The organism is Aquabacter sp. DMC10 (genome assembly GCF_056314145.1).
Genome location: NZ_JBQUYX010000009.1, coordinates 307,915 through 322,122, shown reverse-complemented (window position 1 = coordinate 322,122; position 14,208 = coordinate 307,915). Strand labels below are relative to the sequence as shown.

Here is a 14,208-nt window from a genome sequence, read left to right as displayed (position 1 = left end):
CTACCAAGCGCACCAACGTCCCCTCTCCCGCAAAGCGGGGGAGGGTTAGGGAGGGGGCAAAGACCCAGGATGGGGAGAAGTTGAGGAAAAAGGTGGGGCGCGGCTTGGGGGAGGAGGACGCTTCATCCTTGCTTCCCACTCCCCAACCCTCCCCCGCTTCGCGGGAGAGGGGGCCGGTCACGCCGGTGAAAAGGTCCGGATGACAGCCGCCATGACGGGCAAAGCTCGGCCCTAACCGGGCGCACCAAAGTCCCCTCTCCCGCAAAGCGGGGGAGGGATAGGGAGGGGGCAAAGACCCAGGGTGGGGAGAAGTTGAGGAAAAAGGTGGGGCGCGGCTTGGGGGAGGAGGACGCTTCATCGTCCGACATGTCCCCCTCCCCAACCCTCCCCCGCTTTGCGGGAGAGGGGGCCGGTCGCGCCGGGGGAAAAGGTCCGGATGACAGCCGCCATGACGGGCAAAGCTCCGCCCCGACCGGGCGCACTAAAGTTCCCTCTCCCGCAAAGCGGGGGAGGGTTAGGGAGGGGGCAAAGACCCCGGGAGGACGGGGCGGGAGGGCCGCATGACACCACGGCCGCGGCCCAACCCCTTAGTCCTTCGGCCGGCGGTCGATGATGCGCTTGGCCTTGCCGGCGGCGGTGCGCTCGATGCCGCCGGGCTCGTGCAGCTCGATGCGGGTGGTGATGCCCACCGTGTCCTTGATGCGGGCGAGGATCTGGCCGGCCACCGCGTCCAGATTGGCGCCCGCCCAGCGGTCCTCGCGGATTTCCGCATGCACGATCATCTCGTCCATGCGGCCTTCGCGGATCAGCTCCAGCTGATAATGGCCCGAGCAGGTCTCGGCCTTCAGCAGGATCTCCTCGATCTGGGTGGGGAAGACGTTCACGCCCCGCAGGATGATCATGTCGTCCGAGCGCCCGGTCACCTTCTCCATGCGCCGCATGCCCGGCCGTGCGGTGCCCGGCAGCAGGCGGGTCAGGTCCCGCGTGCGGTAGCGGATGATGGGAAAGGCTTCCTTGGTCAGCGAGGTGAAGACCAGTTCGCCCTTGGCGCCGTCGGGCAGCACCTCGCCGGTGATGGGATCGATCACCTCCGGGTAGAAATGATCCTCCCAGATGTGCAGGCCGTCCTTGGTCTCCACGCATTCCTGGGCGACGCCGGGGCCGATGACTTCGGACAGGCCATAAATGTCAGTGGCATCCAGCGCGAAGGCCTGCTCGATCTCCGTCCGCATGGCATTGGTCCAGGGCTCGGCGCCGAAGATGCCATATTTGAGCGAGGTGGTGCGCGGGTCGATGCCGGCCTTCAGGAAGCCGTCCATGAGCGCCAGCATGTAGCTGGGCGTCACCATGATGGCGTCCGGCTTGAAGTCGTGGATGAGCTGCACCTGGCGCTCGGTCATGCCGCCCGACATGGGCACCACCGTGCAGCCGAGCCGCTCGGCGCCGTAATGGGCGCCGCGCCCGCCGGTGAACAGGCCATAGCCATAGGCCACATGCACCATCTGCCCCGGCCGCACGCCGGCGGCGCGGATGGAGCGGGCCATCACGTCGGCCCACATGTCGATATCGGCCTGCGTATAGCCGACCACGATGGGCTTGCCCGTGGTGCCCGAGGAACCATGAATGCGGGCGAGCTTCTCCCGCGGCACGGCGAACAGGCCGAAGGGATAGTGATCCCGCAGGTCGGTCTTCACCGTGAAGGGGAATTTGGACAGGTCCGACAGGCGCTTGAGGTCGGACGGGTGAACGCCGGCCGCGTCGAACTGGGCCCGGTAGAAGGGCACGTTGTCATAGGCATGGCGCAGCGACCAGGACAGGCGCTCCAGCTGGAGCGCCTGGATCTCGTCGCGGGAGGCGCGCTCGGCGGCGTCGAGGCCGCCCTTCACGTCGCGGTCGAAGGCATAGGCCGGGAGAGCCATGGGGTTCGTCTCCTCCACTCAAGGTCGCGTTTGCGAGGGGCGGTTCTCGTCCCCGACCTCGGGCAGCATGCTGCCGCCGATGAGCCGGGAATGGCCGCGAAATTCAGCAATGGTCACGCCATCCTGCGTGACGGTCACGTCATAGATGCCGCTGCGCCCGGTCCGCGCCACCTCGCGCCCCGTGGCGATGAGGCGATGGCCCTTCAGGCCCGGCCGCAGATAGGTGATGGCACACTGGGCCGCCACCACCCGCTCGCCATAGGAATTGCAGGCGAAGGCAAAGGCGCTGTCGGCCAGCGCGAAGATGAAACCGCCATGGGCCATGCCATGGCCATTGGTCATGTGGTCGGCCAGCGTCATGGCGAGCTTGGAGGTGCCGGGGCCCACCTCCAGGATCTCGATGCCGAGGCCCTGGCTCGCATTGTCGGTGGCCCACATGGCGGCGGCGGACAGGCGCGCCACCTCGGCCGGGTCGCGCGTCGGCGCGGCGGAGGCCGGGGCGCTCATGAGGAGCGACCGGTAAAATGAGGCGCGCGCTTCTCCATGAAGGCTTTCACGCCTTCCGCATAATCCGGGGTCCGTCCCGCCTGGCGCTGGAGGTCGCGCTCCAGGTCCAGCTGGGCGTCGAGATCATTGCCGCCGGAGGCGTTGAAGGCGGCCTTGGTGAGGGCAAGGCCCTGGGTCGGCTGGGTGGCCAGGCGCGCGGTCAGCGCGCGGGCTTCCTCCTGGAGCGCGGCATCGTCCACCGCCTTCCAGATCAGGCCCCAGCTCTCGGCGGTCTCCGCCGGCAGCGGCTCGGCCAGCAGCGCCAAGGCGCGGGCCCGGGCATCGCCGATGAGGCGGGGCAGGAAATAGGTGCCCCCCGAATCCGGCACCAGCCCGATCTTGGCGAAGGCCTGGATGAACTTGGCCGAGCGGGCCGCCAGCACGATGTCGCAGGCGAGCGCGATGTTCGCCCCCGCTCCCGCCGCGACCCCGTTGACCGCGCACACCACCGGCTTGCGCAAAGCTCGGATGCGGCGGACCAGGGGATTGTAGAAGGCCTCGATGGTGGCGCCGAGGTCGCGCGGGGCATCAGAGGGGGACCGGTCGCTCAAATCCTGCCCGGCGCAGAACCCCCGTCCCGCGCCCGTGAGCAGGACCGCGCGCACGCCTTCGTCCTGACCGGCCTCATCGAGCGCGCCGGCCAGTGCCCGGTGCAGGTCCTCATTGAAGGAATTGAGCCGGTCCGGCCGGTTCAGCGTCAGCGCGGTCCAGCCTTCGTGGCGGTCCACGAGAAGAATTGGCTCCACTCCATCCTCCCAGTCGGGCTCTGTATGAGCCTCTTGAATTAACCGATCGATCGGTTAATCTTTAGCGCAAGGGGCGAGCTTGTCAACAGACGGGCGCACGGCTCCGCCATCAGGGAGGAGAGTATGGCTGATCTGTTCCAGGCGCACCGCGCGCTTCTGGAGGCTGCGGTCACGGCAACCCGCGAGCGCGGCTTCTGGAGCGCCTTCTCGGAGGTGCCGCGCACCTATGGCGAGGCGGCGCCGGCAGAGGGAAAGGCCGCCTTCGAGGCCCTCATCGGCCGCCCCTTCGACCTGGATCAGACCGGCGATCTTGCTCCCGTTGGCGGCGAGCTCTCGCCCTATGGCCTGAAGCTCGGCATCACCTATCCCGCCTTGAGCGCTGAAGCTCTGGTGGCCGCCGCCCGGCGCGCCGCGCCGGCTTGGGCCGAGGCCTCGGTCGAGGCACGGGTTGGGGTCGCGCTTGAAATCCTGGTGCGGCTCAACACAGCCAGCTTCCTGATGGCCCATGCGGTGGAGCACACCACCGGCCAGGCCTTCGCCATGGCCTTCCAGGCCGGCGGCCCGCATGCCCAGGACCGGGGCCTCGAAGCCGTCGCCTACGCCTATAAGGAGATGGCCGAGGTGCCTGGCGCGGTGCGCTGGGAAAAGCCGGCGGGGCGCAGCACCATCCGGCTCGACAAGGACTTCCACATCGTCCCGCGCGGCCTCGGCCTCGTCATCGGTTGCGCCACCTTCCCCACCTGGAACAGCTATCCGGCGCTCTTCGCCAACCTCGCCACCGGCAATGCGGTGATCGTCAAACCCCATCCGGCCGCCATCCTGCCGCTGGCCTTGACCGTGCAGATCGGCCGGCAGGTGCTGGCCGAGGCGGGCTTTGATCCCGATGTCCTGCAACTGGCGCCCGACACGGCCGAGGCGCCGCTCGCCAAGGACCTCGCCACCCATCCGGCGGTGGGCATCGTCGACTTCACCGGCTCGCCGGCCTTCGGCGGCTGGCTGCGCGACCATCTGCGCGGCACGCTGCTGTTCACGGAGGAGGCGGGCGTCAACACCATCGTCATCGCCTCCACGGCGAGCTTCGCCGGCATGTGCCAGAACATCGCCTTCTCGCTCTCGCTCTATAGCGGGCAGATGTGCACGGCGCCGCAGACGCTCTTCATCCCGCGCGGCGGCATCGCCACCGACGAGGGCCATAAGAGCTTCGAGGAGGTGGCGATGGGCATAGCTGGCGCCATCGATGCGCTGCTCGCCGATCCCGCCCGCGCCGCTGCCGTGCTGGGCGCCATCCAGAACCCGGCGACCCTGGACCGCATCGCCGCCGCCCGCAGCCTCGGCCGCATTGTGCGGGACAGCGCGCCCTTGGACGGCGCCGCCCGCACCGCGACGCCGCTGCTCCTCGCCGTTGAGGCCGCCGACGAGGCGGCCTATCTGGAGGAGCGCTTCGGCCCCATCGCCTTCCTGGTGGCGGTGGACGATGCGGCCGAGGGCATCGCCCGCGCCGCCCATGCGGCCCGCGAGAAGGGCGCCATCACGGCCGCCCTCTACAGCACGGATGAAGACGAGATCCGCGCCGCCGCAAAGGCCAGCGCGCAAGCCGGCGTCGCCCTGTCGGTGAACCTGACCGGCGGCATCTATGTGAACCAGAGCGCGGCCTTCTCGGACTATCACGTGACCGGCGCCAACCCCGCCGGCAATGCGTGCCTCACCGACGCCGCCTACATCGCCGGCCGCTTCCGCATCGTGTGCGTGCGCCGCCCGGCCGCTGCCGCCTGAGCCGGACAGATTGGAGACAGACATGGTCGATGCCTTTATCTGCGACTTCGCCCGCACGCCCATTGGCCGCTATGCCGGCGCCCTGAAGGATGTGCGCGCCGACGATCTGGCCGCCCATCCCATCCGCGTCCTGAAAGAACGCAATGGGGGCGTGGACTGGGAGGCGGTGGACGACGTGATCCTCGGCTGCGCCAACCAGGCGGGCGAGGACAACCGCGACGTGGCCCGCATGGCCGCCCTGCTGGCCGGCCTGCCCGTGAGCGCGCCGGGCACCACCATCAACCGGCTGTGCGGCTCGGGCCTGGATGCGGTGGGCATGGGGGCCCGCGCCATCATGACCGGTGACGCAGACCTCATCATTGCCGGCGGTGTGGAAAGCATGACCCGCGCGCCCTTCGTGCAGGGCAAGGCGACGGAGGCCTTCTCGCGGCAGGCGGAAATCTTCGACACCACCATTGGCTGGCGCTTCATCAACCCGCTCATGAAGGCCCAGTACGGCGTCGATTCCATGCCGGAGACCGGCGAGAACGTGGCCGAGGACTTCGCCATCTCCCGCGCCGACCAGGACCTCTTTGCCTGGCGCTCCCAGCAGCGCACCAAGGCGGCGCAGGAGGCGGGCTTCTTCGCCCGCGAGATCGCGCCCCTCTCGGTGAAAGGCAAGAAGGGCGCGGTCGCGGTGGTGGAGGCGGACGAGCATCCGCGCGGCGACACCACGCTCGAACAGCTCGCGGCCCTGAAGACGCCGTTCCGAAAGGAAGGTGGCTCGGTGACCGCTGGCAATGCCTCGGGCGTCAATGACGGGGCGGGGGCGCTGATCCTCGCCTCCGAGGCGGCGGCGCGGAAATACTGCCTGACGCCCCGCGCCCGCGTCATCTCGGTGGTGCAGGCGGGCGTGCCGCCACGCATCATGGGCATTGGCCCGGCGCCGGCGACGCAGAAGCTGCTGGCCAAGAATGGCCTTTCCCTGGCGGACATTGATCTCATCGAACTCAACGAAGCCTTCGCCTCCCAGGCCTTGGCGGTGCTGCGCCAGTTGGGCCTCCCGGACGATGCCGAGCACGTCAATCCGCACGGGGGCGCCATCGCGCTCGGCCATCCGCTGGGCATGTCCGGCGCCCGTCTCGCCATGACGGCGGTGAGCGCGCTGGAGGTGCGGGGCGGCAAGCGGGCGGTGGCCACCATGTGCATCGGCGTCGGGCAGGGGATTGCCGCGCTCATTGAGCGGGTGTGAGCCAGCGCTACAGGACGCCGCGCCTGAGGGCGCGGCCTCTTCTCCTCGAAGACACAGGACGCACCCGGCTCGGCCCGGCTGCTCACCTCCAGGCAGAAAAAGGCACGCCATGACAAACGCCGCCGCTTCCCTTGATGTCTCTGCCGCGCCGCTGGCGCTTGAAAGCTATGCGCTGGGCCGCTTCGTGCCGACCGGCCCCGATGCGGTGGACATTCCCAGCGCCATTGACGGGACCATCGTGGCGCGGACCTCCACAAAGGGGCTCGACTTCGCCGCCATGGTCCACCACGCCCGCGCCGTGGGCGGGCCGGCACTGAGGGCCATGACCTTTCATGAGCGCGCCGATCGGCTGAAGGCCCTGGCCGCCTATCTCTCCGAGCGCAAGGAGCCGCTCTATGCCCTGGCGCTCCTGACCGGCGCCACCAAGCGGGACAACCTCATCGACATCGATGGCGGCATCGGCACCCTCTATGCCTATGCCTCGCGCGGTCGCCGCGAATTGCCGAGCGAACGCTTCGTGGTGGAAGGCACGCCCGAAAGCCTGTCCAAGGGCGGCTCCTTCCTGGGCACCCATATCCTGACGCCGCTCCAGGGCGTAGCGGTGCATATCAACGCCTTCAACTTCCCCTGCTGGGGCCTCTTGGAAAAGCTGGCGCCCGCCATCCTGGCCGGCGTCCCCGTCATCACCAAGCCGGCCACCGCCACCGCCTATGTGGCCGAGGCGCTGGCGCGGCTAATCGTGGAGTCGGGTGCCCTGCCGGAGGGCGCGTTCCAGTTCGTCTGTGGATCCACGGGCAATCTGCTGGACCATCTGACCGGACAGGACGTGCTGTCCTTCACCGGCTCGGCGGAGACCTCCGACGCGCTGCGCAATCATCCTGTGGTTTCGCGCAACGCGGTTCGCTTCATCGCGGAGCGGGACAGCCTCAATGCCGCCGTGCTGGGACCCGACGCGACGCCGGGGGTGCCGGAGTTCGACCTCTTCGTGAAAGAGGTGGTGCGCGAGATGACGGTGAAGGCGGGTCAGAAATGTACGGCCATCCGCCGCATCCTGGTGCCCCGCGCCGTGGTGGGAGACGTGGCCGAGGCGCTCTCCGCCCAGCTTGCCGCCATCCGCATCGGCGATCCCCGCCGGGACGAGGTGCGCATGGGCGCGCTGGCCTCCCTTGCCCAGCGCGAGGCGGTGCGCGCGGCCATTGCGGAGATCGCGACCGAGGCGAAGATTATCGCCGGCGATCCGGCGACGGTCGATCCGGTGGGCGCCGATGCCGCCACCGGCGCCTTCCTGGCGCCCGTCCTGCTCCAGTGCGACCGTCCTATCGAGGCCCACGCGCCCCACGCAGTGGAGGCCTTCGGGCCGGTGGCGACCCTCATGCCCTATGACAGCCTCGCCGACGCGGTTGCCATCGTGGCCAAGGGGGAGGGGAGCCTGGTGGCGTCCGTCTTCACCTATGATGCCGCCGTGGCGGAGGAACTGGTGTTCGGCATCGCGTCCCATCATGGCCGGGTGCTGGTGGTGGACCGCGACTGCGCCAAGGAATCCACCGGCCACGGCTCGCCCCTTCCTGGCCTCGTCCATGGCGGCCCCGGACGGGCCGGCGGCGGCGAGGAAATGGGCGGCCTGCGGGGCGTGTTCCACTATATGCAGCGCACCGCCCTCCAGGGCTCGCCGGCACGGCTCTCCAGCCTGACCCGCTCCTGGATCAAGGGCGCGCCAGCGCCGGTCACGCCCGAACATCCCTTCAAGCGGCCGTTCGACGCCCTCTCCATCGGCGAGAGCGTGGAGACAGCGAGCCGTGTTATCTCTCTGGACGACATCGAGCATTTCGCCCATTTCACCGGCGACACCTTCTATGCCCACATGGACGAAGAGGCGGCCAAGGCCAATCCCTTCTTCCCGGGCCGGGTGGCGCACGGCTACCTCATCCTGTCCTTCGCCGCCGGCCTGTTCGTGGACCCGGCGCCCGGCCCGCTGCTGGCCAATTACGGCCTCGACAATCTGCGCTTCCTGAAGCCCGTCTCGCCCGGCGACGAGATCCGGGTGCGCCTCACCGTCAAGCAGAAGCAGGCCGCGCGGCTGCCGGCCTATGGCGAAGTGCGGTGGGATGCGGAAGTGTTCAACCAGACTGGCGAGACGGTCGCCCGCTACGAGCTGCTCACCATGAGCGCCCGTACCCCGTCCGCCTGATCGTAGGACCACATATGACAACGGCCCCGGTCGGTTCGACCGGGGCCGTTGCTTTCGCGAAGCCTGCCGGGGCGGTCAGGCCGCCCGGCGCGGGCCCACCGACTGGACGGGGGTGAAGCTGTCCGCGTGGGCGGCCGCCCATTCGGCGGCATAGGGGGTGGCCTCCGGCGTCTCCAGAAGAATGCCGGGGTCAAGGAAGGGATAGAGCTTGTCCAGGGCCTTCGCCTCCACCGGCGTGATCCGGTGCCAGACATGGTGCGGGGCAAGTTCGCTGGGATGGGCAAGGCCCGCCGCAGCCACGAGGTCCGCCAGCGCGGCGACCGTGTGGCGCTGGTAGCTTGCCACGCGCTCGGCCTTGTCGGACACCACGAGGCCCCGCTGGAGGTGCGGGTCGTTGGTGGTGACACCGGTGGGGCAATGGCCGGTGTGGCAGCGCATGGACATGACGCAGCCCAGCGAGAACATGAAGGCGCGGGCCGCATTGCACCAGTCGGCACCCACCGCCATGTTGGCCGCCATGGAGAAGCCGGACGTGACCTTGCCGCTGGCGGCGAGGCGCACCTTCGGGCGAAGGCCGGTGCCCACCAGGGCATTGCGCATGAGCACGAGGCCCTCGCGCAGGGGCATGCCCATATGATCGGCCAGCTCCTGGGGCGCCGCGCCGGTGCCCCCCTCGGAGCCGTCAATGACCACGAAGTCGGGATGGATGCCCGTCTTCACCATGGCTTTGGCGATGGCGAAGACCTCGCTCGGGTGGCCGACGCACAGTTTGATGCCCACCGGCTTGCCGCCGGACAATTCGCGCAGTTGGGCGACGAACTCCATCATCTGGGCCGGGGTCGCGAAGGCGGGGTGGCGCGAGGGCGAGATGCAGTCCTCGCCGAGGGGAATGCCCCGGATCTCGGCGATCTCCGGCGTCACCTTGGCGGCGGGCAGCACGCCGCCATGGCCGGGCTTGGCGCCCTGGGAGAGCTTGATCTCCACCATCTTGACCTGCGGGTCGGTGGCTTTCTCGGCGAACCGCTCGGACGAGAAGGAGCCGTCCCGGTTGCGGCAGCCGAAATAGCCCGAGCCCAGCTCCCAGACGATGTCGCCGCCGTGGATGCGGTGATAGGGGCTGAGGCCGCCCTCGCCGGTGTCGTGATAGAAGCCGCCCATCTTGGCGCCCAGATTGAGCGCCTCGATGGCATTGCGCCCCATGGAGCCAAAGCTCATGGCCGAGATGTTGAGGGTGGCAGCGGCATAGGGCTTGGCGCAGGTGCCTTCTCCGACCATCACCCGGAATGGCTCTTCCGCAGCAGTCATGGGCGAGATGGAATGGGTCATCCACTCATAATGGGAGGCGTTGGTGTCGAGCTCGGTGCCGAAGGTCTGGCGATCTTCCTGGCTCTTGGCGCGGGCATAGATCAGCGAGCGCTGGTTGCGATTATAGGGATGCCCCTCCAGGTCGTCCTCGACGATATACTGGCGCAGGTAGGGACGCAGCGCCTCGAACACCCAGCGCATGGAGCCGATGACGGGATAGTTGCGCAGCAGGGAGTGGCTCTCCTGCGTCACGTCGAACACGCCGATCCAGGCCAGCGGAAACAGGACACAAAAGGCAAAAAGCCACGCCGGATTGCCGACAAAGGAGGCGATCAGGGTGAGAACGCACAGCGCCAGGATGATGCCGAACGTGCTGTAGCGGCCGAGCAGAAGGCGCGTGCTCTGACTGAGGTGGAAGGGCATGTAACTCCCCACTTCGTTTTTATCCAGGCCAAGTCCGACCGGCACCGTAGAGCTTGGCCGCCCTACGGAAAAGCCGCCTCGAAAGAGGTTGGTTGGTATTTTATAGCCGCTGGCGCCGGGGCGGCACCTCAGGCGGCGTCCGCCAGGGCGCCCTTGAAGCGGGCCTCGAGCGCCCGCATGGCCGACACCTGGAGCGGCAGTTCCGACCAATAGCGGCGGTGCAGTTCCAGGTTGAGGATGGCCCCCGCATCCAGGCGGGCCTGGTCGGCGATGGTCTCCCAGGGGATCGAGCCCCAGCCGATGGGCAGGTGCAGGTCGCCTTCGCCCAGCGCAAGACGCTCGGCGTCGTCAATGGCCCAGCTGCGCGCCGGCGTGCCGAAGCTGTCGTGCACGTGCACATGGCGGGCAAACGGGGCCAGGGCGGTAATTTCGGGAAGGAAATCCAGCCGGCCCTGGGTGCAGCGAAGGAAGGCGTGGCTTACATCCAGGGTGGCGCGAACGAAGGGATGCGCGATGGAATCGATCTCTTCCGCCAGCCGCGAGGGGGAAGCGGTTTCCCGCATGGTCTCGAACTCGAAGACGTTCTCGACGCACACCGTTACGCCCCGCGGCGCGGCGAGGTCTCCGGCCCGCTGGAGGGCTTCGCGCTGGCGGGCATAGGCAAGGCGCACATAATCATCGGGATCGCGCACGCAGCCGGTATGGATCACCAGGTTGACGGCGCCGATGGCGCCCGCCACCTCGATGGCGGCGGCCAGAAGCCGCTCATGGGCGGGCAGTCGGGCGGGGATTTCCATCAGGTTGATGGCCAGATGCCCGTGCACCGTGTAGCCGAACGGCCGACCTTCCAGGCACCGCTGCAGGGTCTCCAGCCGCTCGGGCATCACCCGGCCGCCGGCGATAAGCGTCCACGCGAAGAGGGGCAGTTCGACAAAGTCGACCCCCAGCCGCTCAGCCTCGTCCAGCTTTCCGGTCAGGTCGTCGAAGTCCGGTGACGTTGCGCGAATGGAATAACCGATACCCCGGATGCCCGCATTCTGTACGGCGGCGATCATGGTCGTATTCCCCCAATCCGTCAGGAGCGGGGACATTAGGCGTGAACGTGGCTGAAGGCACGTGAATTTTGCATTGCAGTCAAGGATATGCTGCGCCGCCGCGTCATTCCGCGCGGGAACACAGTCTTCGAACTTGGATCGCGAGAGTCATCGGATCGAAAGGCTTTGCGATGACGCCCACAGCGCCCAGATCCAGGAAATGGGCCACCTCGTGCTGCTGCGTGCGGGCGGTGACGAAGCCGACCGGAATGTGTCGGGTTGCCTCGTCCTTGCGCAGTGCGGCGAAGGCGGCGGGCCCGTCCATCACTGGCATCATCACGTCGAGCAGGATGAGGTCCAGGTCGCCGCGGCGCGCCCGCTCCAGCGCGGCCATACCGGATCCGGCGGTCTCCACCTGGATACCCGGATCAAGGCTCAGCGAGAGGGCGACGATCTCGCGGATGTCGGCTTCGTCGTCCACGTACAGGATGCGCAGGGTCATGAGTGGGCCGGAGGTTGGAAGGACGAGGTCAGGCGGAGGGAAAGGCGGTCCGCACCACCTCGCGGGCGGCCGGCAATTGGGGGCTGCGGACATGGGCGAAGGCCTCGATGGCCAGGCTGACCGCCCGGTCACGCAATTGCGGCGCGCACCCCGCCACGGGAACGCCCCGCTGTCCGAGCGCCGCGAGGGCGCGGACCATGGTATCCAGCGCCGGGCCGGTCTCTGACAGGTCGACCACCGCAAAGGTGCAGGCGCCCATGGCCAGCGCCGCCTGGGCGTCGTCCGCCGAGGCGGTGGCGAAGACGGTCGCCGTCTCCCGGGCTGCTTCGGCAAAGCGCCGGCGCAGCTCGCCGGAGGGGCACACATGCAGCAGCGGCGGCTTTGGGGCCCCCATGCCGAAGCGCAGGGCGAGCGCGGCGAGACGCTGCTGGTCCGGCGGCATGTCGAGCCAGTCGGCGATGGGCAGGACGCGTGTGCCGTCCTGCGCCACGGCGTCCGGATCGGGAGAGGCGAGAAGAAAGAGCGGCGTCAGCCGCGTGCGATCCGACCGCCGCAAGGTGCGGATCAGCCCGATGCCGTCCCGGTCCCGCAGAGTGGGGGCGATCAGGATCACGCCATAGGCGCGCAAGGCCGCCCGGCCTTCCGCCTCGGCGGCGGTGACGGCCACCTCGATGCCGAGGCCGAGGGCCTCAAGGTCCTGGGCGACGGCCTGCGCGCGGGCGGGGTCGCTGTCCACCACCAGCAGGGGGGTGACGGCGGGATTGGCCGGGGAGGCCTGCAGAGGCAGGCGGGCCGGCAGATCCACATGGAAGGTGGTGCCCACGCCTTCCTCGGTCTCGAACGAGACCCGGCCATTGTGATGGTCCACGATCTCCTTGACGATCGCCAGGCCGAGACCGGTGCCCCCCCGTTGGCGGGTATCGGAATTGTCGGCCTGGGCAAAGCGCGTGAACATGCTGCCCCGGAACGAGGGCGGGATGCCCGTTCCGTGATCCTGCACGGAGACGCGCACCATCTCCTCGCTGCGGTCCACCCGCAGCTCCACGATGCCCTCGGCCGGGGAGAATTTCACCGCATTGGAGATGAGGTTGGTCAGGACCTGTATGAGGCGGTCGTGATCGCCCACCAGGGTGGTGTCCAGATCCGTGATCTCCAGGTTGAGGCGCACATTATGCTGGGCGGCGAAACCGAGATTTTGTTCCACCGCCTCGCGCGCCACGTCGGTCATGGAGACCGGCTCGCGGGCGAAGGTGAGGGTGGAGGACTGCATCTTCTGGATGTCGAGGACGTCGTTGATGAGCCGCACCAGCCGGCGGCTGTTCTGGTGGGCGATGGTGACGAGGCGCTTCGCCGTCTCGGGCAGCGGGCCGGCGGCCCCTCCGTCCAGGAGGCCCAGCGAGCCGGAAATGGAGGTGAGCGGGGTTCGCAGCTCATGGCTGACGGTGGAAACGAATTCGTTCTTGGCAATGTCGGCGCGCTTGCGCTCGGTGATGTCGTGGAGGATGGCCACCAAGTGATTGCCATCGCTCGCGCGCATCTGGCCAACCGCCACGTCCAGGGGAAAGCTGGAACCATCCTTGCGGCGGCCGGTGAATTCCGCCGCGTGCCCGCCGTCGGCGGCATTGTCTTCCAGCAGCCTCAGGGCCTCGCCGGGCTCGGTGCCGTCCGGCAAAGTGAAGAGGTCGGCCACCGGGCGGGCATTGAGCTCTTCCTGCGTCCAGCCGAACATGCGGGTGGTGGCTGGGTTGCTGGTTTCAATGCGCCCGGAACTGCCGATGGTGACGATGCCGTCCATGGCGCTGGCAAGAATGGCCCGGTGCCGGGCCAGCGTATCGGCCAGGGCCAGTTCCGCGCGCCGACGGCCCAGCAGGTGCGCGATGATGACGAGTGACGAGCCGGCCACCACCGCGATGGCCGCTGCCAGCATGAGCAGCACCGTCTGCCGCGTGCGCTGGCTTGCGACACGCACCTCGTAGGTGCGGCGCTCGATGGCGGCCACCTCCTCGCGCGACATGTCGGACACCGCGGAGCGGATCTCGTCCATCAAGGACTTTCCGCGCCGGGTCTCCATCACGCTGGCGGCGGAGATGCTGCCGGATGCGTTGCGGGTGGCGACCATGTCGCGCAGGAGCCGCATTTCCTCTTCCGCATAACGGGCGAGTTCCTTCAGCGTGGCGGCGTGCTGGGGGCGCTCCACCGCGAGCCGCGCCAGAGAGGCGATCTCGTCCGCGATCTGGGTGCGGGTGCGCTCAAGCGGCGCCAGGAACTCTTCGCGCCCGGTAATCACATAGCCAAGCGTGCCGCTCTCCGCCTGCAGCAGGTCCTCGTAAATGCGCTGGAGATTGTCGCGGATGGACGAGGAATAAAGCAGGTCCTCCCGCAGGTGGTTGCCCGCCGCAAATTCCTTGAATGTGGCAAAGCCCACGGCGAGCACGATGGTGACCGCCACGAGCGCGGCCAGCACGGTGACTGCGGTGACGCGCCGGATGCCCCGCCGGTGCCTGCGCCGCTCGAAACGCGGCTGCGCCTTTCCGGACATCC

10 protein-coding genes are annotated in these 14,208 nt (G+C 68.5%); 3 read left to right on the top strand and 7 right to left on the bottom strand.

Going from position 1 to position 14,208, the window contains the following annotated elements; all coding sequences use genetic code 11:
• Positions 1–587: 587 nt before the first annotated feature.
• From paaK to paaG, 3 genes are read right to left on the bottom strand one after another with little or no spacing between them, the layout of a single operon-like run.
• On the bottom strand, positions 588–1,919 hold the full coding sequence (gene paaK, locus ACT54L_RS22625) for a phenylacetate--CoA ligase PaaK (protein WP_476087915.1): 1,332 nt from the start codon (positions 1,917–1,919) through the stop codon (positions 588–590).
• Positions 1,920–1,937: 18 nt separating this feature from the next.
• On the bottom strand, positions 1,938–2,426 hold the full coding sequence (gene paaI / locus ACT54L_RS22620) for a hydroxyphenylacetyl-CoA thioesterase PaaI (RefSeq protein WP_476087914.1): 489 nt from the start codon (positions 2,424–2,426) through the stop codon (positions 1,938–1,940).
• Complete coding sequence (gene paaG / locus ACT54L_RS22615) at positions 2,423–3,211, bottom strand: 2-(1,2-epoxy-1,2-dihydrophenyl)acetyl-CoA isomerase PaaG (protein WP_476087913.1); 789 nt, start codon at positions 3,209–3,211, stop codon at positions 2,423–2,425. The genes paaI and paaG overlap by 4 nt, the downstream gene beginning before the upstream one ends.
• Positions 3,212–3,334: 123 nt before the next feature.
• Between paaG and paaN the strand changes: the two genes are divergently transcribed.
• The 3 genes from paaN to paaZ all read left to right on the top strand — a co-directional run bounded on the left by paaN (position 3,335) and on the right by paaZ (position 8,403).
• Positions 3,335–4,984, top strand: coding sequence for a phenylacetic acid degradation protein PaaN (gene paaN, locus ACT54L_RS22610; RefSeq protein ID WP_476087912.1), 1,650 nt, complete (start codon positions 3,335–3,337; stop codon positions 4,982–4,984).
• Positions 4,985–5,006: 22 nt separating this feature from the next.
• Positions 5,007–6,215 carry a 3-oxoadipyl-CoA thiolase gene (gene pcaF / locus ACT54L_RS22605; RefSeq protein ID WP_476087911.1) on the top strand — a complete coding sequence of 403 codons (1,209 nt, stop codon included), beginning with the start codon at positions 5,007–5,009 and terminating at the stop codon, positions 6,213–6,215.
• A gap of 109 nt (positions 6,216–6,324) precedes the next feature.
• Positions 6,325–8,403 (top strand): phenylacetic acid degradation bifunctional protein PaaZ, encoded by a 2,079-nt coding sequence (paaZ, locus tag ACT54L_RS22600; RefSeq protein ID WP_476087910.1) that lies wholly within the window; start codon positions 6,325–6,327, stop codon positions 8,401–8,403.
• 75 nt (positions 8,404–8,478) lie between these two features.
• Here paaZ and ACT54L_RS22595 read toward each other — a convergent pair whose 3' ends face one another.
• The 4 genes from ACT54L_RS22595 to ACT54L_RS22580 all read right to left on the bottom strand — a co-directional run bounded on the left by ACT54L_RS22595 (position 8,479) and on the right by ACT54L_RS22580 (position 14,206).
• Entirely contained in the window at positions 8,479–10,131 is a 1,653-nt protein-coding gene (locus tag ACT54L_RS22595; RefSeq protein ID WP_476087909.1) for an FMN-binding glutamate synthase family protein, read from the bottom strand.
• A gap of 128 nt (positions 10,132–10,259) precedes the next feature.
• The gene (locus tag ACT54L_RS22590; protein ID WP_476087908.1) at positions 10,260–11,186 is read right to left on the bottom strand and encodes a sugar phosphate isomerase/epimerase family protein; all 927 of its coding nucleotides are present in this window, start codon (positions 11,184–11,186) and stop codon (positions 10,260–10,262) included.
• Positions 11,187–11,289: 103 nt separating this feature from the next.
• Positions 11,290–11,667 (bottom strand): response regulator, encoded by a 378-nt coding sequence (locus ACT54L_RS22585; RefSeq protein WP_476087907.1) that lies wholly within the window; start codon positions 11,665–11,667, stop codon positions 11,290–11,292.
• 28 nt (positions 11,668–11,695) lie between these two features.
• Positions 11,696–14,206: an ATP-binding protein gene (locus tag ACT54L_RS22580; RefSeq protein WP_476087906.1), complete on the bottom strand. Its 2,511-nt coding sequence runs from the start codon at positions 14,204–14,206 to the stop codon at positions 11,696–11,698.
• Between the last annotated feature and the right edge of the window lie 2 nt (positions 14,207–14,208).

What these genes read in the sequence shown, in the direction of transcription:
- paaZ (WP_476087910.1), top strand. Translation starts at nt 6,325, where the DNA reads ATGACAAACGCCGCCGCTTCCCTTGATGTCTCTGCCGCGCCGCTGGCG.
- ACT54L_RS22595 (WP_476087909.1), bottom strand. Translation starts at nt 10,131, where the DNA reads ATGCCCTTCCACCTCAGTCAGAGCACGCGCCTTCTGCTCGGCCGCTAC.
- paaK (WP_476087915.1), bottom strand. Translation starts at nt 1,919, where the DNA reads ATGGCTCTCCCGGCCTATGCCTTCGACCGCGACGTGAAGGGCGGCCTC.
- pcaF (WP_476087911.1), top strand. Translation starts at nt 5,007, where the DNA reads ATGGTCGATGCCTTTATCTGCGACTTCGCCCGCACGCCCATTGGCCGC.
- ACT54L_RS22580 (WP_476087906.1), bottom strand. Translation starts at nt 14,206, where the DNA reads ATGTCCGGAAAGGCGCAGCCGCGTTTCGAGCGGCGCAGGCACCGGCGG.
- paaI (WP_476087914.1), bottom strand. Translation starts at nt 2,426, where the DNA reads ATGAGCGCCCCGGCCTCCGCCGCGCCGACGCGCGACCCGGCCGAGGTG.
- ACT54L_RS22585 (WP_476087907.1), bottom strand. Translation starts at nt 11,667, where the DNA reads ATGACCCTGCGCATCCTGTACGTGGACGACGAAGCCGACATCCGCGAG.
- paaN (WP_476087912.1), top strand. Translation starts at nt 3,335, where the DNA reads ATGGCTGATCTGTTCCAGGCGCACCGCGCGCTTCTGGAGGCTGCGGTC.
- ACT54L_RS22590 (WP_476087908.1), bottom strand. Translation starts at nt 11,186, where the DNA reads ATGATCGCCGCCGTACAGAATGCGGGCATCCGGGGTATCGGTTATTCC.